The organism is Psychrobacter raelei, assembly GCF_022631235.3.
Lineage (GTDB): Bacteria > Pseudomonadota > Gammaproteobacteria > Pseudomonadales > Moraxellaceae > Psychrobacter > Psychrobacter raelei.
Map to the genome: position 1 here is coordinate 615,203 of NZ_CP093310.2, position 20,589 is coordinate 635,791.

Below are 20,589 nucleotides of genomic sequence, written 5' to 3' on the forward strand. Positions count from 1 at the left end.
TTTTTAAAGCGCTGCTGATTGTCGCCGCTCTTGAATTTATTTAACCCCCCAACCGCTTCGGTGTAACTGATTTAGCTTTGCTGACTTGCTATGACTACCAATTTTAAAAATAAACTTCAAGCCTATATTCACTTAACCCGCTTTGATAAGCCTGTCGGAATTGAGCTGCTGCTGTGGCCCACGCTCTGGGCAGTATTATTGGCAGCTTTTGGCCAGGCCATCGCTCAGACCCCCTCAAGTGTAACAGCATCACCAAGTGTGCTGCCGGCTTGGTCGGTACTATTGATTTTCGCGCTTGGTGCGATATTGATGCGCGCTGCAGGCTGCGCGATTAATGATTTTGCCGATCGTAAAGTGGATGGTTCGGTAACACGCACCAAAGGGCGTCCTTTAGCCGATGGCAGATTGACCGGACGCGAGGCGGTAGGGGCATTTTTAGTCTTGTCGCTTATCAGTGCCAGTTTATTGTTTTGGCTGCCCATTGCGGTGTTTTACTGGTCAATCGGCGCCCTTATATTGGCGTTTATTTATCCCTTTATGAAGCGGTTCACCCATTTGCCGCAGGTGTTCTTAGCGGCCGCATTTGGCTGGGCCATTCCCATGGCTTATGTGGCCATACAAGGGCAGCCGGATGTGTGGTGCTGGCTGTTATTTATTGCTTACATGTGCTGGACGGTAGCCTATGATACTCAGTACGCTATGGCAGATCGTGATGATGATTTAAAAATTGGGGTGAAGTCCACGGCGATATTATTTGGCCGCTATGATGTGGTCATCATCTCGTTACTACAAGTGGCCTTTTTGGCAATAATGGGTGTGGTTTTTTATCATTATTTTGCACCCACAAGCCTTGGGTTAATTCCTGTTTATGCCTTGGGACTGGTTGCCATTTTGTTTGCTCAGCAAAATAGGGCCTGTGCAACTCGTGAGCCTATGGCCTGTTTTCAGGCGTTTTTAGCCAATGTTTGGGTGGGACGATATGTGTTTTTAGTGGTGCTTTTGAGCAGCCTTTACATCCAGTTTAATGGCCTCACTTAACTTTTTTACACCCAAGAGAGACTCATGGCAAAACCCTTTAAAAGTGATTTAAGCCTTGACGCTAAACTAGCAGCGCATCAGCGGTTTGAACAAAATCTGCTAAAACAGGGCCTGACTAAGCAGCAAGTGGTAGAGATGGAGCGCAAACTGGCCAAATTCGCCAACACCATGGATTCTGTGGTGCGCATCCCCTTTACCAATCAAGGGGTGGGTGCAGATGCCGCCTTATCTACTGTGCCTATTGCAGGTGATGTTGCCGGTTTATTATTGACCGGTTACGCCTTTATGCTGGGGATTAAGCTTGGTGTCCCTGCAAAAAAATTAACGCCAGCGGTTAGATTGGCATTGATAGATTTGGTCGTCGGGGTGGTACCCGTAGCCGGCACGGTGATGGATGTATTTTTGCGTCCCAGCCGCAAAACCTTACAGATCGTACGTGAGCACATGCAGCAAGAATATGGGATTACTGATACCACTCATGTTGATCGCCCTTTTATGCATCAGGCGCTACAAAAAAAGCAGCAGCAGGCAAAATTTTGGTGCAATCCTTTGGTGGCGTGGCTTTATTTGCATGTGCCTGATATTTTAGGACTTATCGTCCTAATTTTATTGGGCTTGGCACTGTGGGCTATGCTAAGTTGGATTATGGGCTGGGTGTTATGATGATTTTTGCGGCTTAATCACTTCGGTATCACTATCCACAGCTGTAAAATTAATAGGCTTACCTTGATAAATCAGATCAATATTATTGCCGCCACCATGAGTCACCAGCTCAATACTGCCATCAATGGAGCGATAAGTGGGGTTGTTGCCTTGGCCAGTAGGGGCAGTTAGCAGTACCCGTTTACCTGAAGGCATCATAAGATTGGCTTGTAACGTAGCGGTAGCTGAAGTCTGAAAGGTCACATAAACGCTGCGGCCTTGGCCATCTTTATACTCTACATCCGTAACTTGGGTCTCACTGGTGGGCGCCGCATTTTTGGTGGTGGAGGCCGTGGCCCCAGCGCTGCTATCTGCATTAGCTGGATCGGTATTGATAGCCGATGCCTGCTGGCTTTGCTCCTGCTGCATAGCCTGTGCATCAATAATCTCGGTATCTGCACCATCATTGACATCTTCCACCGTTTGGCTCTGGGTGTCCATCGTCTGAACCTCTGTGCTAGGGACAGTATCAGCAGGCTGTGAGGCTGTACTGCTTTGGGCAGCGTTACTGTCTGTGTCTTTGGTGGTTTCATCCGTTTTTTGGCAGCCATAAAGACCAACAAGGGCACTGCATAAACAGGTGGCCATAATCAGCTTTTTGGTCGGGGCGAGCACAGAAGAAGATAACATGAGCATCTCACTTACAAATAATTTTGGGGATAAAAGCCATAGATATGGATGTATTGGCAACAGTCATCAGCCAACTAAAGCTAAATTTAATCACACTGTGTATTCAGAAACAAATACCATGATTAACACTGTGTATGAATTTGTTAGCAGTATCTGTCTTTACTTTATAAATACAAAAATACTTAAACAGTTGCTGTGAGTACAACGGTGCGGCTGCCCCCATAATTGCGATGCTCACACAAATAAATACCCTGCCACATACCCAGTCCCAATCTACCGTTGGTCAACGGCACAGTTAGGCTCACTCCAAGCAGCATGCTTTTAAAATGGGCGGGTAAATCATCCTCGCCCTCTAAGGTGTGTCTATATTGAGGCTGATTGGCCGGGGCAATTTGATTGAGCCAGTCTTCGGTATCTAACCGCACATCTGGATCAGCATTTTCGTTAATTGCTAAGCTGGCCGAGGTGTGCTGCAAAAAAAGATGCACCAGACCGGTGTCAGCATTTGGCGGCAACAGCGTCTCTAGTGCTTGATGAATATAATCGGTGATTAAATGTACGCCACGAGAGTGCGCAGGCAGCTTAATCGTTGTTTGGTAAAATGCCATCACATAAGTCTCTTTGTCATTTGAACAGGCGCGTGCCAAAAATTATACAGCCAAACAGGTGCGGTGCAACGATTATCTTTGAGGCCCAAAAAAATAGCCAGGCTCAAAAAGCTTTGATAGGCGGTTACTGGGTGTATAATACCCACTGCGGCGCCTGATGCAAAACGATTGAGACTGGCTACTTGACAGAGGCGCCAAATAAAGGCGCCCCTGCTACGACTAACTTATGAGTTACTGGCTAACGCGAGTTTGATAGTCACCAGTACGGGTGTCCACACGAACGACTTCATTTTGTTGTACGAATAAAGGTACACGAACCACAGCGCCAGTTTCAAGGCGGGCAGGTTTACCACCACCACCTGACGTATCACCGCGTACACCTGGATCAGTTTCTACAATCTCTAACTCAACAAAGTTAGGCGCAGTGACTGATAAAGGAACACCGTTGAACAAAGTGATGGTACATAAATCGTTACCGTTTTCTTTTAACCATTGCTTCGCATCAGCCATTGCATTAGCATCGGCTTGCAATTGCTCGAAGGTTTCTGGATGCATAAAATGCCAAAACTCACCATCGTTATATAGGTAGTTCATTTCGGTATCAACCACATCTGCGCCTTCTAGGCTCTCACCTGATTTGAAGGTTTGTTCTAACACTTTACCAGTACGCAAATTACGTAGTTTGACACGGTTAAAAGCTTGGCCTTTGCCTGGCTTCACAAACTCGTTATCAATGATGGCGCAAGGGTTGCCATCATACATAACTTTAAGACCGGCTTTAAATTCGTTAGTTGAAAAACTTGCCACAATATTGCTCCTGATACTTTTCAAATTAATGACAAAAAATCACACATAATGAGTCCCATGATAAACCATTTACCCCAACAAAAAAACAAGCAAATCCCTATTACCTCAGTCGCTGTTGGTACCTGTGCACCAAAGGCGGGTGAGTCGTTGCAGGTTATTGAAGATAGTAATGAGGCTATCAACTGGCAAACACAGGTTGCAGATGTTATTACAGATATCGATCAGTTGCTAGCTATTTTGGAATTAAGCCATATTAAAGATGAGCTGTATGTACCGCAGGGCTTTGGTTTGCGGGTGCCTAAGGCGTTTGTGGCAAAGATGAAAAAAGGCGATGCAAATGACCCGTTATTGCTACAGGTATTGCCCAATAAGCAAGAGCAGACACAGGTTACCGGTTATGTCAGTGATCCACTGGCCGAGAATGCGCATAATCCAATTAAAGGATTGTTACATAAATACCGCTCTCGGGTATTGGTGACCGTCACTGGGGCCTGCGCCATTCACTGCCGCTACTGCTTTCGCCAGCATTTTGATTATCAATCCAATTTGCCAAAATCAGATCAGTTACGCTTAATACAAGACTATATCAGGCAGCATCCTGAGATTAATGAGGTTATATTAAGTGGCGGTGATCCGTTAAGCGTGACCAATCGACGCCTGTTTTTGTGGCTACAAGCTTTAGAGGATTTGCCGCAGATTAATACCATACGTCTGCACACTCGGCTGCCGATAGTCATTCCAGATCGGCTAGATAATGAGCTGCTTGATCGACTCGAGCACAGCCGCTGCCGTATCGTGATGGTGGTACATACCAACCATGCCAACGAAATTGACAATCATACAGCAAAATTGCTACAGCACGCCCGCCAAAAAGGGATTACGCTACTCAACCAAACTGTACTATTGGCTGGGGTTAATGATGGGCTTAAGCAGCAAGTGGCTTTAAGTGAGCGATTATTTGAGGCTGGCGTGCTGCCTTATTATCTACACCTGTTGGATAAAGTGGCTGGCGCTGCGCATTTTGATATCGCCCAAAAGCAGGCCATTGACCTATATTGGCAAATGCTGGCTCATTTGCCAGGTTATCTGGTACCCAAATTGGTACAAGAGCTACCACACAAGCCCTTTAAAACCCCTGTGGACTTATATCACAGTGACTCTGCCCATCTATTTTAAGAGAGCTTTTCATGTCTTTATGTGTTCATTCATCAGCGGGTGTTAAGCGCCTAGCGAGTGCTTTTGGTATTAAAAAATCAGTGGCTTTATTGGCGATGGCTGGCTTTGTGGCCTTAGGGAGTGGCTGTACGCCGACCCCGCCGGATTACAGGCCGCAAGTTACTGCGCCCGCTTATCAAGGCGGGGATGCCCAAAAAGGCGAGAAGCTATACGAGGATAACTGTACTCAGTGCCACACCATCCGCCCAGGAAGCAATAAAAAAGGGCCTCAGTTATTGGGGGTGTATATGGCGCCATCAGCTCAGCTAAAAGACTATAAATACAGTGAAGCGATGAGCCATGCCAATTGGGTATGGGATGCCAAAACCTTGGACAAATATATTGCCGATCCAGAGGCAGTGCTGCCAGACACACGTATGCTGTCTGACCCCATGCCAAATACCCAAGATCGACAGGATATTATCGCTTATCTATCGACACTAGGTCATGATGCGCCGCCAGTGCCCGAGGAAAAAAAGTAGCGTTTATCCAAATCTAAACTCCAAATCTAAACACTGCCACGCCAGATCATGTACGTGGTCAACCCAATGAATCCCGCTCTTGTGGTTGGCTCATTCATTATTTGGCCCAGCAGCTTATTTAGCCAACAACTATTTAGCCAGCAACTATTTAGCTAATAATGGATAAGGGTTGACGGCACCGGAGCGGGTATAGATACCATAATGTAGGTGGGGCGGGGTGCCTTTGGCATTGCCGCTGTCACCGACATATCCTATGATCTCACCGGCCTCAACCCAGTCCCCAACCTCAATATCAGCAAACTGCTGCATGTGCGCGTAATAATGCATCACACCTCCTGGGCCAATAATAGACACCACATTACCGCCGAGTCTATCCAGACCCACCTTACGAACCACGCCTATAGTCGTACTGTGAATAGGGGTGCTGCGCTTGGCAAAAATATCTATACCCTCATGAGTACGGCCTTCACTGCGTGCTGCGCCCCAAGTATCTACCAAACTTGCCCCTTCAATGGGATTAGGTAGGCTACCCATCTGTGGAGCGCTTTGCTGGATAAGTTCAGTATATTTGATGCGATCACTTATATAATGACGTAGTTGCTGCTGATAATCGCCAGTATAAATATAGGCCATATATCCTAAGGCACTAATAATGGCAAGCTTGATCAAAGACTTTATGGAGCGAGCCATACCGTTGCTGGGCGGTCGGTTTGGACTGGGAGTTGGCATAGAGGGACCTCGTTATTTTTATCTGGTTTGAGCGCTCAAGGCAGCAGGCCAAATATCTATAATAAAAAACCGTGCTCAGAGTGATTGAACACGGTCTTTTTTAACGCTTACAGCAGGAGGTGTGGTAGAGCGCACTGTGTAGTAAGCACTACTTATTGGGGCGATGCGGATTGTCTGAGCTATCGCTTTGAGCGCTCTCTGTCTGCTTATTGGCCTGCTCTAGGCTGGCTTGATGACGAGCATGATTTTTGGCCATGCGCTGCTCTAATGTCAATTCAGCATCACGCAGGCGAGGATCATTTGCTTCATTAAAGTCGGCTTCATTAAAGTCGGCTTGATCCACCTGCTCCTCTAACTGCGTTTGTTCAGAGACTGGCTTAACCTCTCCATCTTGCTGATAGCCGTGCGCGCTATTTTGATCGCCACTGTCCTCTATATAATCTGACTGCTCTGAGGCAGCTTGTGCAGGGTTTTCAATGGCTTCAAGCACATAAGGCGTTAAATTTTGCGCCGCATTTTCTAAGGTATGCGGATTATAGCGGGGTAAGGCATGATTTAAGTGCTCATCAAAGACGTCTGTAAGCAGGGCATCAAAGCGCACAGCGTTATACTCAATCAGCTGTTCAGACTCATGCTCGGTGATAACCCCATCTTTTAAGGCAGTCAACACATGATCTTCAAAGGTCAAACCGGCAAATTCGCCTTTGTTCTCCGCTTTTTTAAAGCTGTGCCATAATGGCTCTATGTGGCGTAGCATCTGGAATGCGTTTTCGATACGGCCAGTATTGTTGTCCGGATCTGTGGTGTAATACACCAAGCTTTTTAATTGCTCGCGGAAAGGGTTTTGCTCGCCATCTAACATCATCAGCTCGCCCACCTCACGTTTGAGCGCATCACTTGGCTTACTGGCAAAAGCGCCGCCTGGGAAGCAGACAAATTTAACCAAGCCGGCTGCCATACGATTTGGGAAGTTGGCATATAATTCAAAGAAGGCTTCTTGAATGGTATATAACGCATTGTCTAGTGCCAAGCGGGCGTGCAATTGTTCTGCTTTTGACTGAGTGCCATGGGCGTAATAACGTAAAATGGCCGTCATAATAAACAGATGGGCATGAATGTCTGCTAAGCGGCCAGACAGCATCTCTTTACGTTTTAAGTCACCAGCCAAAAGTCCCAATGCCATATCAGCGGTTAGCGCAAAGTTGGCACTTAAACGGTTAATTTTTTTGTAATAAGGACGGCTAAAGCTGTCAGCGAATTTCGGTGCTTTGCTGCTACCACCAAAATAACCGGCCACAAATGAGCGGGCACCGCGGTTAAAGGTGTAGCCTAAATGTTTGAAGAACATGTCATCAAATTTATGCTGTGCTGAGCGTTTGTCCTCACTTTGTAGCAGTTGTAGCTCTTCAAATAAGTAAGGATGGCAGCGCATGGCCCCTTGCCCGAAGATCATCAATGAACGGGTCAATATATTGGCACCCTCGACAGTGATAGAAACCGGTATGGCCTGATATGGTAGTGCTAAGAAGTTACGGGGGCCAAGCTGAATAGCACGTCCACCAACAATGTCCATACCATCATTGACTATTTTGCGCATGGTCTCAGTAGCATAGTATTTGGCCATCGCAGTCATTACTGAGGGCGTGCCGCCTTCATTGAGGCCACAGGTGACCAAGTGACGGAATGACTCTAGCATGTAGGTATTGCTGGCGATGTTACTGCTGGCATCTTGTACGCCCTCAAATTTACCCACAGATATTTTGAATTGCTCACGAACTTTGGCAAAGGCACCAACCGTCAAATAGCTCATCTCGCCGGCTGAAGTCGATAGGGCAGGCAACGAGATACCGCGGCCCACAGCCAGACATTCCATCAGCATACGCCAGCCTCTACCCGCATTTTCTATTCCCCCAATAATGAAGTCTAGCGGAATAAAGACATCCTTACCGACCACAGTACCATTCATAAATGGTGAGCCTGGGTTATGACGCTCGCCGGTATGAACACCTTCATAATTGGCGGGTACTAAGGCGCACGTAATGCCGTAATCAGTTTTGTTTTTATCACCCAATAAGCCATCTGGATCATGCAGTTTAAAGGCCAGACCCACTACGGTAGCCACAGGGGCTAAGGTAATCCAGCGCTTAGAGAAGTTCATGTTAAGGCCCAGTACCTCACGGCCTTCATACATGCCGTAGCACACTACGCCGGTATCAGGAATGGCACCTGCATCTGAGCCAGCTTCAGGACCGGTCAGACCAAAACAAGGGATTTCAGTACCTTTAGCCAGACCTGGCAGCCAGCGCTGCTTTTGCGCCTCAGTACCGTAGTGCATCAACAGCTCACCTGGGCCCAATGAGTTTGGCACCATACACGTAACGGCAGCCGTTAAGCTGCGTGAGGCGATCTTACTCATAATACGGCTTTGAGCATAAGGGGTAAACTCACGCCCGCCATAACTTTCAGGGATAATTAACCCCAAAAACCCATTGTCTTTAATATACTGCCATGCTTGAGGTGATAGGTCTTTATCATGATGATGAATTTGCCATTCATCTAACATGCTACACAGTATTTCTACTTCATTATCAATAAAAGATTGTTCTTTTTCAGATAACGTTGGGTACTGATAATTGGCAAACTTATTCCAGTCCGGCGCACCCATAAACAGCTCTTTTTCCCACCAGCTGGTACCTGCATCTAATGCCTCACGTTCGGTGTCGCTCATACTAGGCATGGCGCCGGCCAGCATCTTATAAGCCGGCTTACTAATCACTGCCTGACGCAGTGGCGCGATAAGAACCAACAGGCTACCGATAATCATTGGCACGCCCAATAACAGTGACCACGGTGCGATAAAGGCACTGACCACGGCAATGACAATAAGAAAAATGGCACCAACAGTGCGGCTTAGCCCATACAAAAATACCAGCAGTAGAGCGAACAGCTGCAATAAGACGGCGAGTATAAAAAAGCCAACTAAAGTTAAAGGGGTCATAATTAGCAACCTAAAAAGAATTAAAAAGTAAAAAATCCGTCAACTATTGGCCAAAAGCTTGTGAGTTATAGTATGTGCTTTGCAACTTGCCTATCAATAAACTGCTTTATGGCACTTTAAATAGGCGGGAGTATTGGCCGAGTTTTATCGGTTTGATTTTAGCTGTTGTTTGATACTAATTAGCTGTTTTTTGATACTAAGTAGTAGGGCCAGATTACTTGAGGTGTCTGCTAAGTCAGACCGATAGTGACGCTATGTTACAGAGTAAGTAGATAAAAGGAGATAATCAAGCTAATAATCTTTACAATTGGTTAATTTTGTACAGATATTTTTTAGAGCTATTTTGATACAAACGATTATCAAAACGGTGCCGTGGCTGTTTCGGCAAAAGACAAGGTTTGATTGCGCCCAACAATAATGTGATCTGTTAGACGCAAGTCGATGGCTTCGCAGGCAAGCTTTAGGGTCTGGGTCAGATGAATGTCTGCAGCAGAAGGGGTGGCATCTTGATTGGGATGATTATGAGCGATGATAATCTGACTGGCGCCTTGCTCTAAGGCATGACGTAGCACTTGCTTGACACACACCGAACAAGAGGAGAGGCCGCCTACAAAAAGCACCTTATAATCGAGCAGGTTTAAGCCGTTATCTAAGCACAATACGGCGAATACCTCTTTACTTTCGCGGCGTATTTGGGTGGTAATATAGTCTTTGACCACTTGCGAGCGGTTTAAGCTGTTACCTGATTTAAGCTCGCTGTTTAGGTAGCGTTTGCCCATCTCAAGGCTGGCGAGTAATTGAGCATACTTAGCTGTGCCAATGCCATGACAGGCGAGCACCGCCTCTTTGGGTGCTGCCAGTAGCTCTGCAATCCCTCCAAAATGATCAATAAGACTTCGGGCAAGCTCTATGGCTGATTGCTGCTTGCTGCCTGTTCTTAAAAATATGGCCAGTATTTCAGCATCTGTTAGATATTCGGCGCCAAGATTTAATAGTTTTTCGCGCGGTCTATCCTCTTCGTGCCAGTCTTTGATTGCCATGGGATTACTCTTTTGTCTGATAAGTGAATAAAATAAGATTAAGATCAATGATGGGCGCAGTAAAACCGCCGCTTAGTCTAACAAATTATCAAGCCACCATGGCAGATATTGTGAAATTAATAACAATAAATAGTTAAGTTATTCTATTTAAAAATACAAGTTTTAATCATGGCTATGGCCTGCAAGCGGTCAGTAGGTAATGTGATCCTATGGTAGGAAGGCAAAATAGGCAGTCAGCGTTTTTGTGACTTGCGGTGAGCTTAACCAATAAAAGCTATCCAAAACCGAGTCAAACTTGTTACCATAACCGCATTTTTATTGATAACAACTCAATCTATCGTCAGATAACTCTCCAAAAGGTAGCTTTTGCTTATGAGCCCAATCTTTACGCCTGTCACCTCTGTCGCCCCTAATATTACTAAGGTTATCCTGGCCATCACCGGGGGTATTGCCGCTTATAAATCTGCGATACTGGCCCGACTGCTTATTAAGTCAGGCTTTGAAGTGCGGGTTATCATGACTGCAGGCGCGCAGCAGTTTATTACCCCTTTGACGTTGCAAGCATTGACGGGTAACGAGGTACATAGCGAATTATTAGACACCAAAGCAGAAGCCGGTATGGGTCATATTGAGCTGGCAAAGTGGGCAGATCTTATTGTTATAGCCCCAGCTTCAGCCAATACTTTGGCGCGTTTGGCAATGGGCATGGCTGATGACTTACTAACCACCGTGTGTCTGGCCACAGCGGCGCCAGTGATGGTAGCGCCAGCGATGAATCAGCAAATGTGGGCACATCCTGCCGTCCAGTTAAATGTACAAACTCTTAGTGACATGGGGTATGAAATCATTGAGCCGGACAGTGGCGTGCAAGCTTGTGGCGATGTGGGCTCAGGACGATTACCTGAGCCGGATATCTTACTGCGCCAAATTATTAACTTCAAAGCCCGACTGACTGTAGCGCAGTGTTTAACAGGTAAAAAGGTCACCATTACCGCAGGACCAACTGTAGAGGCGATTGATCCGGTACGATTCTTATCCAATCATTCCACCGGAAAGATGGGTTTTGCTTTGGCGCGAGCTTGCCGAGATGCTGGAGCAGAAGTCACTTTGATTGCAGGTGGTAAAGTGAGCCTAATGACCCCGTTAGAGGTTAAGCGTATTGATGTGCTCTCTGCAAATGACATGCTACAAGCGGCGACCCGCTCTGTGGAAGCCGGCTGTGATATCTTTATTGCTACAGCCGCTGTGGCCGATTATCGTACCCGTGATGCCGCCCCACAAAAAATCAAAAAAACTCAGGATGAAATGACCCTGGATTTGGTAAAAAACCCTGATATTTTGGCCACCATTTCACACAGCTATCCAGATATGTTTGTGGTAGGCTTCGCCGCTGAAACTCAAGATGTAGAAAAATATGCCCGCGGCAAACTTGAGTCAAAGAACTTAGATATGATTGCTTGTAATGATGTGTCACGCAAAGACATAGGTTTTGCCAGTGATGAAAATGCGATGCTGGTATTTTTTGCCAATCAGTATCAAAAACCGCCAGTTGAGTTAGAAAAAATGAGTAAAGCTAACATAGCTGAACATTTAGTTAACCTAATAGGTAGTGTTTTAACTTAATCTTGACTTTATAATACAGTTTAAGAGGGGGAGGGTTTTGCTTGACGCTCTCTTATCCTTGATATCTGACAGTTTATATCTGCTGTTATAAATTCAATCAAGTAAGGATTGGCTATGACCGATGTTTCTGAAAATATAAAAAAAATGAACTCAACCTTAGACGCTATGCTATCTCATCGCTCAGTTCGCAGCTTTACCGATGAGCCGATTAGCGAGCAGATGCTTGAAGCCATCTTACAGGCAGGACGTGCCGTCTCAACGTCCAACTACATGCAGTCTGTTAGTGTCATTCGTATTACAGATCCTGAGCAGCGCATTAAATTTCACCAAATCTCTAATGGCATGACACAAGAGCAGTACAATCAAGCCAAAAGCGCGGGCAAAAAACTGGCGCATCCTTATATCTTAGAGTGCCCGGAGTATCTGGTTTTTTGTATGGATAACTACCGTCATCACTTAGTTGAGCCTGAGGCGCAGCTGGACTGGATGGAGGTGGTCATTATCTCAGCTGTCGATGTTGGCCTGTATGCACAAAATGTAATGGCTGCCGCTGAGTCTTTAGGGCTAGGTGGCGTGTATATTGGCAGTATGCGTAATGACATCGAGCGAGCGGGTGAGGTTATTAATGCCCCCAAACACGTTGTGCCCTTATTTGGTATGTGTTTGGGTCATCCCAGCGATGCACCGGTTAATGCTACGCAAAAGCCACGATTCCCATTGTCTATGCTGGTCTCTGAAAATCAGTATACACCGGCCACTCAGCAGCAAATCGATGCCTTTAATAAAGAGGTAAAAGACTACTATGACAAAAGAGGTAGTCAGGAGCATAAAGCTTGGGAAGCTCAAGTGACCAAAACCTTTGCGACGGCAGTGCGCCCTCAGGTTATGCCATATTTAAACAAACAAGGTTACGCCAAACGCTAATCTTATAAATAACAGAACGCACTCAAGTTCTGTTAACCTTATGTTATAGGGATAGAACATGTTCGATTTCGAACAGCTATTACTGCTCTTTATATTTGCAGTGGGCTCGTTGTTACATGGTATCACCGGTATAGGTGTCACCTTAGTAACGACGGGCTCATTGGCGAGTATGTATCCTCTGCAACATGCCATCATTCTTACCATCTTGCCCTCATTTGCGCTTAATCTGATGACTTGGCTTATCGGCGGCGAGCGCAGTATTTGGGGCAATTTTACATTTTATCTGAGCCGCTATTGGCTACTGGCCTTGATGAGTCTGCTTGGCAGCTTACTTGGGGTTAAGCTGCTCATGTGGGTCGATAGCAGTTATATTCTACTGTTGTTGGCTGCGGTGATTGCTTTTTATGTGGCCAGTAATGCACTGGGCAAAAAGATTATTCTACCGGCCACCACACCTGTGTTAATAGTGACGGGACTGATAGCGGGCATTATCGGTGGCTCGACCAATGCCATGTCCACCATATTGCTCATGTATTTGCTGGGCAGCACCAATGATAAAAACACCATCGCCAAAGTGGGTAACATGTGTTATTTGCTTGGCAAGGTGGCTCAGATTATTGTGCTTCGAGAGTCGATAGTGGCCCTGCCCAAAAGCGATTTACTGCTGATTGCGGTGCTGACCACCACGTCGATTGCGTTTTTATTGGTGGGTATTCGTCTGCGCCGTTATCTCTCGCAGCAGCGGTTTCGCCAATTGGTACTGCTTATCTTAACTATGCTGGGTATTAGAGTAGGCTGGCAGGGAATTATCGGGCTGATATAGCTGTATATCACTTTGGGGCCTGAATGACTGCGGTGAGTCAGGCAATCCATAGCATCTTCATTAAATGAAATCATCCAATCGATGATAATGTCCGCCAAGGAGACAGTCGCTACTCATGAAACACTCCTCTCTAAACCGTCAGCCCTCTGTATTCAAACTGCCCAGCGAGCCAGCCTGTAACCTGATACAGACTATGAATGATCTTAGCGAGCTTGAGGGTCATATTAAACAATTGATTGACATTGAACCTCGATTTGCCCCCATTTATCAGCAGCTAGGGGTACCAAGCCTGCGCCGTAATCGCGGCGGCTTTAGAGAGTTGATGCGAGCGATGGTGGGTCAACAGCTGTCGGTAGCAGCAGCAAGCAGCATATGGAGTAAGCTTGAGAATGCGGCACTGATTACCCCAGATGCGATAATGAAAGCCGATGATGATACGCTACGCTCCCATGGCTTATCTAGACAAAAAATTCGTTATATACGCTCCTTGGTCGAGCATGATATTGACTTTGAGGCATTGGCTCATTTGCCGGATGAGGCAGTCATCTCGGAGTTAACCGCGGTCACTGGTATTGGCAAATGGACGGCGCAGATGTATCTATTGTTTAGTCTGGGGCGCGCCGATATATTGGCGGTAGATGATCTGGCTATTAAGGTGGGTGCCATGGAGGTGCTAGGACTTGATGAGCGACCCACGCCAAAGCAGCTAGAACGCTTAACCCAAAGCTGGTCACCGCATCGCAGCGCCGCAAGCTTATTGCTATGGGCGCATTATGGCTGGCTAAAAGACCAAGAGGCAGTGCCGGTTTAGGTATGGTTTAACCGCTACTAGCCTAGAGACTATTCAGATTTTTGTAAGTCAAGCAGCCTCTGATACAAAGTGTTTTTCTTAACGCCGGTAAGCTCAGAGGCCAAAGCAGCCGCTTTTTTTACAGATAAATCCTGTAAAAGACGCAGCAGTAGTTCATCATGAATACTGTCATCATCTGAGTCATTATTCACATTACCCCCAACCACCAGCACAATCTCGCCTTTTTGTTGATTGTTATCAGCCTCTACAAACTGAGCCAATTCACCTAAGGTAGATTTTTTGACGGTTTCAAAGGTTTTGGTTAATTCACGGCACAAGGTGGCCGGGCGATTATCACCAAAGACGCTGGCCATATCTTTAAGGCTCACCACGATACGGTGCGGCGCTTCATAGAATATCAGGGTTTCGGTACGCTCAATATACTGCTCAAGCTGCTTGACACGGCCATGGGTTTTGGCAGGTAAAAAACCGACAAAGCTAAACTTGTCCGAGGGTAGGCCAGCCACACTTAACGCAGCAATGGCAGCGCTAGCCCCTACGATAGGCACGACGCCAACCCCTGCTGCATGAGCCGCCTGAACCAACTGATAGCCTGGATCACTGATTAAAGGGGTGCCGGCATCACTGATTAACGCCACAGAATGACCGCGCTGGATCATTTCGATAATCTTGGGTGTTTGAATCTCGCTGTTGTGTTCATGATAAGCCCAAGTCTGGGTATCGATACCGAAGTTGGCCAAAAGTTTGCCTGACGTGCGGGTGTCCTCACAGGCAATAATATCTACCTGCTTTAAGGTATCGATGGCGCGAGCGGTGATATCGCCCATGTTACCAATGGGTGTGGCTACGATATAAAGATAGGCGCTGGCCACGTTATTATGAGTATGACGAACGGGCGCAGTAGCAGGTGCTGAGGTGGCGGTTTGGGTGAGAGACTGAGAGTCATCTTGCGCTGACATAAAAGACCTTTTGTAAAAGTGAGATATAAAATAAGGAGCCATGCTATCAGTTTACCATGATGTGCTAATATATCCCCTTCATTGCACTATAAAAAAAGGGCAGATTATGCCAGCTAACCCCGAATTATTGATTTCGCCAAAACAGCGTCAGGGGGGAGGGTATGAGCAATTGGCCGCTGATTTCTTGCAGCAGCAAGGGCTACGGCTTATTGCCCGTAACTGGCAGCAGCCCAAAGTAGGTGAGATTGACTTGGTGCTTATTGAACACGGCCGCTCTTGGAATGTCTTAGTATTTGCTGAGGTGCGTAAGCGTAAGCTTTTAGGCTATGGCGACGCACTGGCCAGTATCACTGTAACCAATCACTAAATATGGGAATAAATGAAATAAGACGGAATTAAGTGGGAGAAACCCTAGGAATCCCATGATAACAAGGTTTGAAGAGTTTGAAGACTCCGAGGGCTTGGAGATTCTCATTTTAACACGTTGGCCGATGTGAGGATATATAGCCAGTTAAAATGAGAAAGCGTGGACAGGCTTTAAAAGATGTTTAAATGAGTTTTAAAAGGGCGGCTTAGGCTGCCCTTTTTTTGTGGGCGGAGATTAGTCAGGAAGATCGTAACTGGCATGGATGACTTGACCGCATATCTCGATATCATTAGCTTGCATGTCTTGCTTGGAGATATCGAAGCTGTCATAGGCTTTGTTATCGCTGATAAGCCTTAGCCCGCCTGTCGGTATCCACTGAGTGCGTTTGACATATAGCCTGTCATCAATGCGTATGACGTATACCTTTCCGTCTAGGGCTTGGTTACGCTCTCTATTAATGACGATAGCTGCATTCTCTGGAATGGTAGGAATCATTGAGTCACCTTCTGTGAACAGCACCGCTAAACACTTAACAGTTAAACCCCTTGCTTGCACCCAGTGGCGGCGAAACGCTAGGTATTTGTTGGGCTTAATAGTGCCGTCATTGAACATGCCATGCCCTGCACTGACAGCGATGTCAAAAGCAGGTATATGGACGTATTCATCATCATTAACCGCTTCTGAGTCAGGTGCTAGCTGCTGTGGTGGTTGAGACTCTGTATCTCCAAATATCAGGTACTGAGGACTGACGTTATAAAGTTTAGCTAGTTTTTCAATAGTCTCAATACTTGCCTCTCTACCTCCTATTTCCCATTGTTGAAGCGTCGTTGTTCCAATACCTACTTTAGTAGCAACCCCGCCTCTTGATAGATTTTTACTTTCTCTTATTTCTCTTAAGCGGTTACCAATCTCTGTTCTATTCATAATTCAATCCGACTTATCTTCTTTACGGTTTAATACCTGTAAGGGTAAAGTTTTTATTGGCTATATTTATTCGTATACAGTTTTAAAAGCTGTTTAAAATCAACTAACTACCACTTTAAGACTCTTTTTTCTTTAATATTTAACTGTAAAGTAGTTACTTAAACTTGCAATTTAACTCTTTACGGTTATAATGAACACACACATTAAGCAAAGGAGGTCAGCAAATGTGTTCATTTCCAACCAAAAAAAAGGCGTCGAATGAACAACGCCCATCTGACATCTTAAAGTTTTTACAAGATGCAGGTGTAGATACCACTAGCATTACTATCACTAAAAAAGACTGGGATAGAAATGATGTTGTTTATGCTTTACGTAAGGCGGGTACTAATATGGCAGCCTTATCAAAAAAGCATTATGACAACCGTTCAACATTGAATAATGTTTTCCGAGGACATTATCCACGTGGTGAGCAGATTGTCGCTAAAGCCTTGGGTCTTGAGCCAAAAGATATTTGGCCAAGTCGCTATTCTTAATTATCAGAATTTAACAGGATACAGACTATGAAAGTTAAAAACTGGTATAACGCACAAGAATTAGCAGACCTTAACTTGGTCAGTTTACCAAATACAAAAGCAGGTGTCATTAATCGGTCAAAAAAAAGTAATTGGGTAACTCGAAAACGGTCAGGTCGTGGTGGTGGTCTTGAATACGCCTTTGAAAGCCTGCCTGAGGATGCTCAAAACGAAATCCATATCAAGGTTGCCAAGCAGGTAGCAAAGCAACAAGCTCGTGAAGCAAAAGACAATCAGCCCAAACAGGCAGATGAACCTAAACAGGCAAACTATTTGCCAGAAGTGCTTTGGAAGGGCTGGAAGGATGCCACGGCTAAGCAAAAACAGAAAGCTACTGAGCAGGTAGGTAACTGCTTTGCTGTTGATGACTTAATCAACACGGGCATGGGTACTGTGCAAGCGATTGAACAAGTTGCTGACGATACTGGTGTTAGCAAAGGCTCATTAAAGCGCTGGTATTACAAGGTACGCAACTTTGAGCGTAGTGATTGGTTACCAATATTAATCGGCAACTATCACAAAAGCAAAAAGCGTCAAGCGGACTTTACCCCTGAAGCATGGGAGGCGTTTAAAGCGGATTATCTACGTCTTGAAAAGCCACAGATGGGCACGTGTTATGAGCGCCTGCTAGTGCTTGCTAAAGAACATAACTGGGAAGTTCCCTCATTAAGTAGCATCAAACGCAAGCTTGAGCGTGAAGTACCAAAGACACAGCAAGTCCTATTAAGAGAAGGTGAGCGTGCTTTGGCTGATATGTATCCGACATTGGTACGTAGTGTGGAAGCGATTGAGGCTCTTGAATGGATTAATGGCGACGGCTATCAACACAACGTATTCGTACGTTGGCATAACGGCGAGATTGTCCGCCCCAAAACATGGCTGTGGCAAGACGTCCGCACCCGTAAGATACTTGCCTACCGCACTGATCTCAGTGAGAACAGTGACACTATTCGCCTAGCTCTAATGGATGTAGTCAGTAAGTACGGCATCCCCCGTAAGCTGACGATTGATAACACCCGTGCAGCGGCTAACAAGTGGATGACTGGCGGCGTTAAAAACCGTTACCGCTTCAAAGTTAAAGAAGATGATCCGATGGGCATTATCCCTTTGCTTGGTATTGAGCTGTTTTGGACGAGCGTGCAATTCGGTAAAGGCCATGGTCAGGCAAAACCAATTGAACGTGCCTTCTCGCATGGCGGACTTGGTGAGACTGTGGATAAGCATCCACTACTGGCTGGGCATCATGCTGGTGCAAACGTACTAGATAAGCCTGATAACTATCACGGCGGTAAAGATGGCGTGAGCTATGAGGACTTTATTGCCGCTCTTGAGCAAGGTATTGAGCTTTGGAACAACCGTGAGAAGCGTGATACCGAGATTTGCCAAGGTGTGTATAGCTTTAACCAAGTGTTTGAGCGTGATTATGCACAGGCAACCGTCCGCCGTGCGACGACTGAGCAGATGCGTCTGCTAATGCTTATGAGCGAGGCAGTAACGCTGAAACATAACGGCACGTTTAGTCTGTCATGCGGTGGCAAGGTGTTCGGTCAGAAGAACCGCTATGAAGCGACAGACTTAATTGGTACCAGTCATAAAAAGGTAGTGGTTAAGTTTGATCCACAGCGCTTACATGACACGGTATGGGTATATAGCTTGGATGGTCGTTTCTTAGCCGAAGCTATCTGTACTGAGAAAGTGGCATTTGGTGATAAAGCCACTGGCCGTGAGCATGATAAAGCTCGCAAACAATACGTCAAAGCTAATAAGGCAATGGCTAAAGCACAGCAAGCAATGGGCATTAAGGAGCTTGCAGAGCTGATGCCAGAAGCTGAAGAAGATATCGCACCAATGCCAAGTATCACCGAAATCATGGTGGCTGACGGCAACACGATGCGTAAGCAGACAGTAGAAGCTGAGGCTGATAGTGCAAATGAATTTGATGATGACTTTGTGCGGGCTATGGCAATGATAACAAAGGAGAGGAATGATGAGTAAGCTAACTAAAAAGCAGATTGATGAGCTGAAAAATAAGACGATGGTTGAGCTGCTTTGTGATGGGTTTAATGTGAAAGTATATAGAACAATCATCAAAAATAAGGTTCGTTTCTTCTTACGTATTAATGACGAATTAAATTTTGATTGGATGTTTGAGCCAACCAAGCATACCGAAAGTAAGATCTTTAGACCAAATATCATATATCGAAAGATGTCAAAACGTAGTAAGAAAATGACCAAATATGATACTGGAAGCAAAAAAATAGATTACGCCAGCATGGGTCAGGCTCTACGTTATTTTAACAAGGTGTGTGACAGCGTTGAGGTAATCAGTGTGAATGGTGTACCAGTCTGCTCTACGAAGGACAGCCCTAAGTCAGTAACAAGAAAGCATTGTGAAGTATTGATCGATGAAGTTTTAGGAGAGAAACAATGACATTAACAGATCAAGTAAAACAACTGATAGAAGAAAAAGGCTTAACTCAAACCCAAGTTGCCAAAGAATGTGGCTTTAGCTCTGGTGCGTTAAGTAGCTTCTTTAAAGGTACTTATAAAGGTGATAACGAAAAGCTTGAAGCTACGCTGCAAAGCTGGCTGAACGCACAGACAAAGCAGACTGATACATTTGTCTCTGCCCCTGACTTTGTTGAGACACCTACGGCGACAAAGATATTTGCTGACTGCGACTTTTTGAAGATGTTTGGAAAAATGGGCGTTGTCTATGGTGCAAGCGGAGTGGGTAAAACGCAAGCAGCTCGCCAATACACCAAAGCTAATAACAATGTGTGGATGATAACCGCCCGCCCTAGCATCTGTACTATCAATGAAGTGCTGTACGAGATGGCATTGGAGCTTGGCATTACTGATGCGCCAAAACGTGCAGGCAAACTATCACGTATCTTAAAGACGAAGCTGTCTGGCACTAAGGGTCTCATGATTATTGATGAAGCTGACCACTTGCCGCTGAAAGTATTGGAAGAATTACGCATCTTGCAAGAAGACAGTGAAGTCGGCTTTATGCTGATTGGTAACGATAAGGTCTATACACAGATGCAAGGCGGATTTAATCAACGCCACCAGTTTGCAAGGCTTTGGAGTCGTAACGCCAAACGCCAATCAGTACAGCAGAGCAGTAAAAAGGATGTCGATGCGGTAGCCCAGGCTTGGGGGCTTGAGCTGTCTGATACCAAGCTTATGAATGCACTGTATAGCATCGGTCAAGGGGCTGGGTCATTACGTGCCTTAACCAACTACTTACAGCTAGCCGGTCTGACTGCTAAAGCTCGTAATGAGCCAATTACGCTACCGCTGATTTTATCAGCACAAAAGCAGATGGGGTGAT

21 protein-coding genes are annotated in these 20,589 nt (G+C 45.7%); 13 read left to right on the plus strand and 8 right to left on the minus strand.

Annotated features, from left to right (window positions below):
- Positions 1 to 90: 90 nt before the first annotated feature.
- Together ubiA and MN210_RS02575 are read left to right on the plus strand one after the other, a co-directional pair.
- Positions 91 to 1,038, plus strand: a complete 948-nt coding sequence (ubiA, locus tag MN210_RS02570; protein WP_110816121.1) for a 4-hydroxybenzoate octaprenyltransferase — start codon at positions 91 to 93, stop codon at positions 1,036 to 1,038.
- Positions 1,039 to 1,062: 24 nt separating this feature from the next.
- Positions 1,063 to 1,701, plus strand: coding sequence for a DUF4112 domain-containing protein (locus MN210_RS02575; protein ID WP_011959765.1), 639 nt, complete (start codon positions 1,063 to 1,065; stop codon positions 1,699 to 1,701).
- Here the strand turns inward: MN210_RS02575 and MN210_RS02580 are convergent.
- The 3 genes from MN210_RS02580 to efp form a co-directional block, all read right to left on the minus strand.
- Positions 1,696 to 2,370, minus strand: coding sequence for a hypothetical protein (locus tag MN210_RS02580; RefSeq protein ID WP_110816123.1), 675 nt, complete (start codon positions 2,368 to 2,370; stop codon positions 1,696 to 1,698). The two genes, MN210_RS02575 and MN210_RS02580, sit on opposite strands and share 6 nt — an antisense overlap.
- 182 nt (positions 2,371 to 2,552) lie before the next feature.
- Entirely contained in the window at positions 2,553 to 2,978 is a 426-nt protein-coding gene (locus MN210_RS02585; protein ID WP_338412491.1) for a secondary thiamine-phosphate synthase enzyme YjbQ, read from the minus strand.
- A gap of 231 nt (positions 2,979 to 3,209) precedes the next feature.
- Positions 3,210 to 3,785 (minus strand): elongation factor P, encoded by a 576-nt coding sequence (gene efp / locus MN210_RS02590; protein WP_011959768.1) that lies wholly within the window; start codon positions 3,783 to 3,785, stop codon positions 3,210 to 3,212.
- Between the two features lie 57 nt (positions 3,786 to 3,842).
- On the opposite strand from efp, the gene epmB reads away from it, so the two are divergent.
- Together epmB and MN210_RS02600 are read left to right on the plus strand one after the other, a co-directional pair.
- The gene (gene epmB, locus MN210_RS02595) at positions 3,843 to 4,961 is read left to right on the plus strand and encodes an EF-P beta-lysylation protein EpmB (protein WP_338412492.1); all 1,119 of its coding nucleotides are present in this window, start codon (positions 3,843 to 3,845) and stop codon (positions 4,959 to 4,961) included.
- An 11-nt stretch (positions 4,962 to 4,972) separates the two neighbouring features.
- A complete protein-coding gene (locus MN210_RS02600) occupies positions 4,973 to 5,482 on the plus strand; it encodes a c-type cytochrome (RefSeq protein WP_338412493.1) in 510 nt (169 codons plus the stop codon).
- A gap of 144 nt (positions 5,483 to 5,626) precedes the next feature.
- Here the strand turns inward: MN210_RS02600 and MN210_RS02605 are convergent, their stop codons facing one another.
- The 3 genes from MN210_RS02605 to radC form a co-directional block, all read right to left on the minus strand.
- Positions 5,627 to 6,211 carry a M23 family metallopeptidase gene (locus MN210_RS02605; protein ID WP_241879104.1) on the minus strand — a complete coding sequence of 195 codons (585 nt, stop codon included), beginning with the start codon at positions 6,209 to 6,211 and terminating at the stop codon, positions 5,627 to 5,629.
- 148 nt (positions 6,212 to 6,359) lie between these two features.
- Positions 6,360 to 9,209, minus strand: a complete 2,850-nt coding sequence (locus MN210_RS02610) for an acyl-CoA dehydrogenase (protein ID WP_338412494.1) — start codon at positions 9,207 to 9,209, stop codon at positions 6,360 to 6,362.
- A 359-nt stretch (positions 9,210 to 9,568) separates the two neighbouring features.
- Complete coding sequence (gene radC, locus MN210_RS02615; protein ID WP_011959773.1) at positions 9,569 to 10,249, minus strand: RadC family protein; 681 nt, start codon at positions 10,247 to 10,249, stop codon at positions 9,569 to 9,571.
- A 372-nt stretch (positions 10,250 to 10,621) separates the two neighbouring features.
- Between radC and coaBC the strand changes: the two genes are divergently transcribed.
- The 4 genes from coaBC (at position 10,622) to MN210_RS02635 (ending at position 14,430) form a co-directional block, all read left to right on the plus strand.
- Positions 10,622 to 11,872 (plus strand): bifunctional phosphopantothenoylcysteine decarboxylase/phosphopantothenate--cysteine ligase CoaBC, encoded by a 1,251-nt coding sequence (coaBC, locus tag MN210_RS02620; RefSeq protein WP_338412495.1) that lies wholly within the window; start codon positions 10,622 to 10,624, stop codon positions 11,870 to 11,872.
- 114 nt (positions 11,873 to 11,986) lie between these two features.
- The gene (gene nfsA, locus MN210_RS02625) at positions 11,987 to 12,796 is read left to right on the plus strand and encodes an oxygen-insensitive NADPH nitroreductase (RefSeq protein ID WP_338412496.1); all 810 of its coding nucleotides are present in this window, start codon (positions 11,987 to 11,989) and stop codon (positions 12,794 to 12,796) included.
- Between the two features lie 58 nt (positions 12,797 to 12,854).
- A complete protein-coding gene (locus tag MN210_RS02630; protein ID WP_241879106.1) occupies positions 12,855 to 13,619 on the plus strand; it encodes a TSUP family transporter in 765 nt (254 codons plus the stop codon).
- A gap of 115 nt (positions 13,620 to 13,734) precedes the next feature.
- Entirely contained in the window at positions 13,735 to 14,430 is a 696-nt protein-coding gene (locus MN210_RS02635; RefSeq protein ID WP_241879107.1) for a DNA-3-methyladenine glycosylase family protein, read from the plus strand.
- A 29-nt stretch (positions 14,431 to 14,459) separates the two neighbouring features.
- Here the strand turns inward: MN210_RS02635 and rsmI are convergent, their stop codons facing one another.
- Complete coding sequence (gene rsmI, locus MN210_RS02640) at positions 14,460 to 15,389, minus strand: 16S rRNA (cytidine(1402)-2'-O)-methyltransferase (RefSeq protein WP_201545517.1); 930 nt, start codon at positions 15,387 to 15,389, stop codon at positions 14,460 to 14,462.
- 106 nt (positions 15,390 to 15,495) lie between these two features.
- Between rsmI and MN210_RS02645 the strand changes: the two genes are divergently transcribed.
- Positions 15,496 to 15,756 carry a YraN family protein gene (locus tag MN210_RS02645; RefSeq protein WP_338412497.1) on the plus strand — a complete coding sequence of 87 codons (261 nt, stop codon included), beginning with the start codon at positions 15,496 to 15,498 and terminating at the stop codon, positions 15,754 to 15,756.
- A 234-nt stretch (positions 15,757 to 15,990) separates the two neighbouring features.
- Here MN210_RS02645 and MN210_RS02650 read toward each other — a convergent pair whose 3' ends face one another.
- Positions 15,991 to 16,680 (minus strand): XRE family transcriptional regulator, encoded by a 690-nt coding sequence (locus MN210_RS02650; protein WP_241879109.1) that lies wholly within the window; start codon positions 16,678 to 16,680, stop codon positions 15,991 to 15,993.
- A 224-nt stretch (positions 16,681 to 16,904) separates the two neighbouring features.
- Here MN210_RS02650 and MN210_RS02655 point away from each other — a divergent pair, with 224 nt between their 5' ends.
- Genes MN210_RS02655 through MN210_RS02670 form a run of 4 tightly spaced genes read left to right on the plus strand, consistent with a single transcriptional unit; the run spans position 16,905 to position 20,588 of the window.
- Positions 16,905 to 17,213 (plus strand): helix-turn-helix domain-containing protein, encoded by a 309-nt coding sequence (locus MN210_RS02655; protein ID WP_338412498.1) that lies wholly within the window; start codon positions 16,905 to 16,907, stop codon positions 17,211 to 17,213.
- A gap of 27 nt (positions 17,214 to 17,240) precedes the next feature.
- The gene (locus MN210_RS02660) at positions 17,241 to 19,247 is read left to right on the plus strand and encodes a transposase domain-containing protein (protein ID WP_338412499.1); all 2,007 of its coding nucleotides are present in this window, start codon (positions 17,241 to 17,243) and stop codon (positions 19,245 to 19,247) included.
- A complete protein-coding gene (locus MN210_RS02665; protein ID WP_338412500.1) occupies positions 19,237 to 19,683 on the plus strand; it encodes a hypothetical protein in 447 nt (148 codons plus the stop codon). The genes MN210_RS02660 and MN210_RS02665 overlap by 11 nt, the downstream gene beginning before the upstream one ends.
- Entirely contained in the window at positions 19,680 to 20,588 is a 909-nt protein-coding gene (locus tag MN210_RS02670) for an AAA family ATPase (RefSeq protein ID WP_241879112.1), read from the plus strand. Before MN210_RS02665 ends, MN210_RS02670 begins: the two co-directional genes overlap by 4 nt.
- The last annotated feature ends 1 nt before the right edge of the window (position 20,589 follow it).

Bases quoted from the DNA above. Each gene is read 5' to 3' on its own strand.
- ubiA (WP_110816121.1), top strand. From the start codon at position 91: ATGACTACCAATTTTAAAAATAAACTTCAAGCCTATATTCACTTAACC.
- MN210_RS02575 (WP_011959765.1), top strand. From the start codon at position 1,063: ATGGCAAAACCCTTTAAAAGTGATTTAAGCCTTGACGCTAAACTAGCA.
- MN210_RS02580 (WP_110816123.1), bottom strand. From the start codon at position 2,370: ATGTTATCTTCTTCTGTGCTCGCCCCGACCAAAAAGCTGATTATGGCC.
- MN210_RS02585 (WP_338412491.1), bottom strand. From the start codon at position 2,978: ATGGCATTTTACCAAACAACGATTAAGCTGCCTGCGCACTCTCGTGGC.
- epmB (WP_338412492.1), top strand. From the start codon at position 3,843: ATGATAAACCATTTACCCCAACAAAAAAACAAGCAAATCCCTATTACC.
- MN210_RS02600 (WP_338412493.1), top strand. From the start codon at position 4,973: ATGTCTTTATGTGTTCATTCATCAGCGGGTGTTAAGCGCCTAGCGAGT.
- MN210_RS02605 (WP_241879104.1), bottom strand. From the start codon at position 6,211: ATGCCAACTCCCAGTCCAAACCGACCGCCCAGCAACGGTATGGCTCGC.
- MN210_RS02610 (WP_338412494.1), bottom strand. From the start codon at position 9,209: ATGACCCCTTTAACTTTAGTTGGCTTTTTTATACTCGCCGTCTTATTG.
- radC (WP_011959773.1), bottom strand. From the start codon at position 10,249: ATGGCAATCAAAGACTGGCACGAAGAGGATAGACCGCGCGAAAAACTA.
- coaBC (WP_338412495.1), top strand. From the start codon at position 10,622: ATGAGCCCAATCTTTACGCCTGTCACCTCTGTCGCCCCTAATATTACT.
- nfsA (WP_338412496.1), top strand. From the start codon at position 11,987: ATGACCGATGTTTCTGAAAATATAAAAAAAATGAACTCAACCTTAGAC.
- MN210_RS02630 (WP_241879106.1), top strand. From the start codon at position 12,855: ATGTTCGATTTCGAACAGCTATTACTGCTCTTTATATTTGCAGTGGGC.
- MN210_RS02635 (WP_241879107.1), top strand. From the start codon at position 13,735: ATGAAACACTCCTCTCTAAACCGTCAGCCCTCTGTATTCAAACTGCCC.
- rsmI (WP_201545517.1), bottom strand. From the start codon at position 15,389: ATGTCAGCGCAAGATGACTCTCAGTCTCTCACCCAAACCGCCACCTCA.
- MN210_RS02645 (WP_338412497.1), top strand. From the start codon at position 15,496: ATGCCAGCTAACCCCGAATTATTGATTTCGCCAAAACAGCGTCAGGGG.
- MN210_RS02650 (WP_241879109.1), bottom strand. From the start codon at position 16,680: ATGAATAGAACAGAGATTGGTAACCGCTTAAGAGAAATAAGAGAAAGT.
- MN210_RS02655 (WP_338412498.1), top strand. From the start codon at position 16,905: ATGTGTTCATTTCCAACCAAAAAAAAGGCGTCGAATGAACAACGCCCA.
- MN210_RS02660 (WP_338412499.1), top strand. From the start codon at position 17,241: ATGAAAGTTAAAAACTGGTATAACGCACAAGAATTAGCAGACCTTAAC.
- MN210_RS02665 (WP_338412500.1), top strand. From the start codon at position 19,237: ATGATGAGTAAGCTAACTAAAAAGCAGATTGATGAGCTGAAAAATAAG.
- MN210_RS02670 (WP_241879112.1), top strand. From the start codon at position 19,680: ATGACATTAACAGATCAAGTAAAACAACTGATAGAAGAAAAAGGCTTA.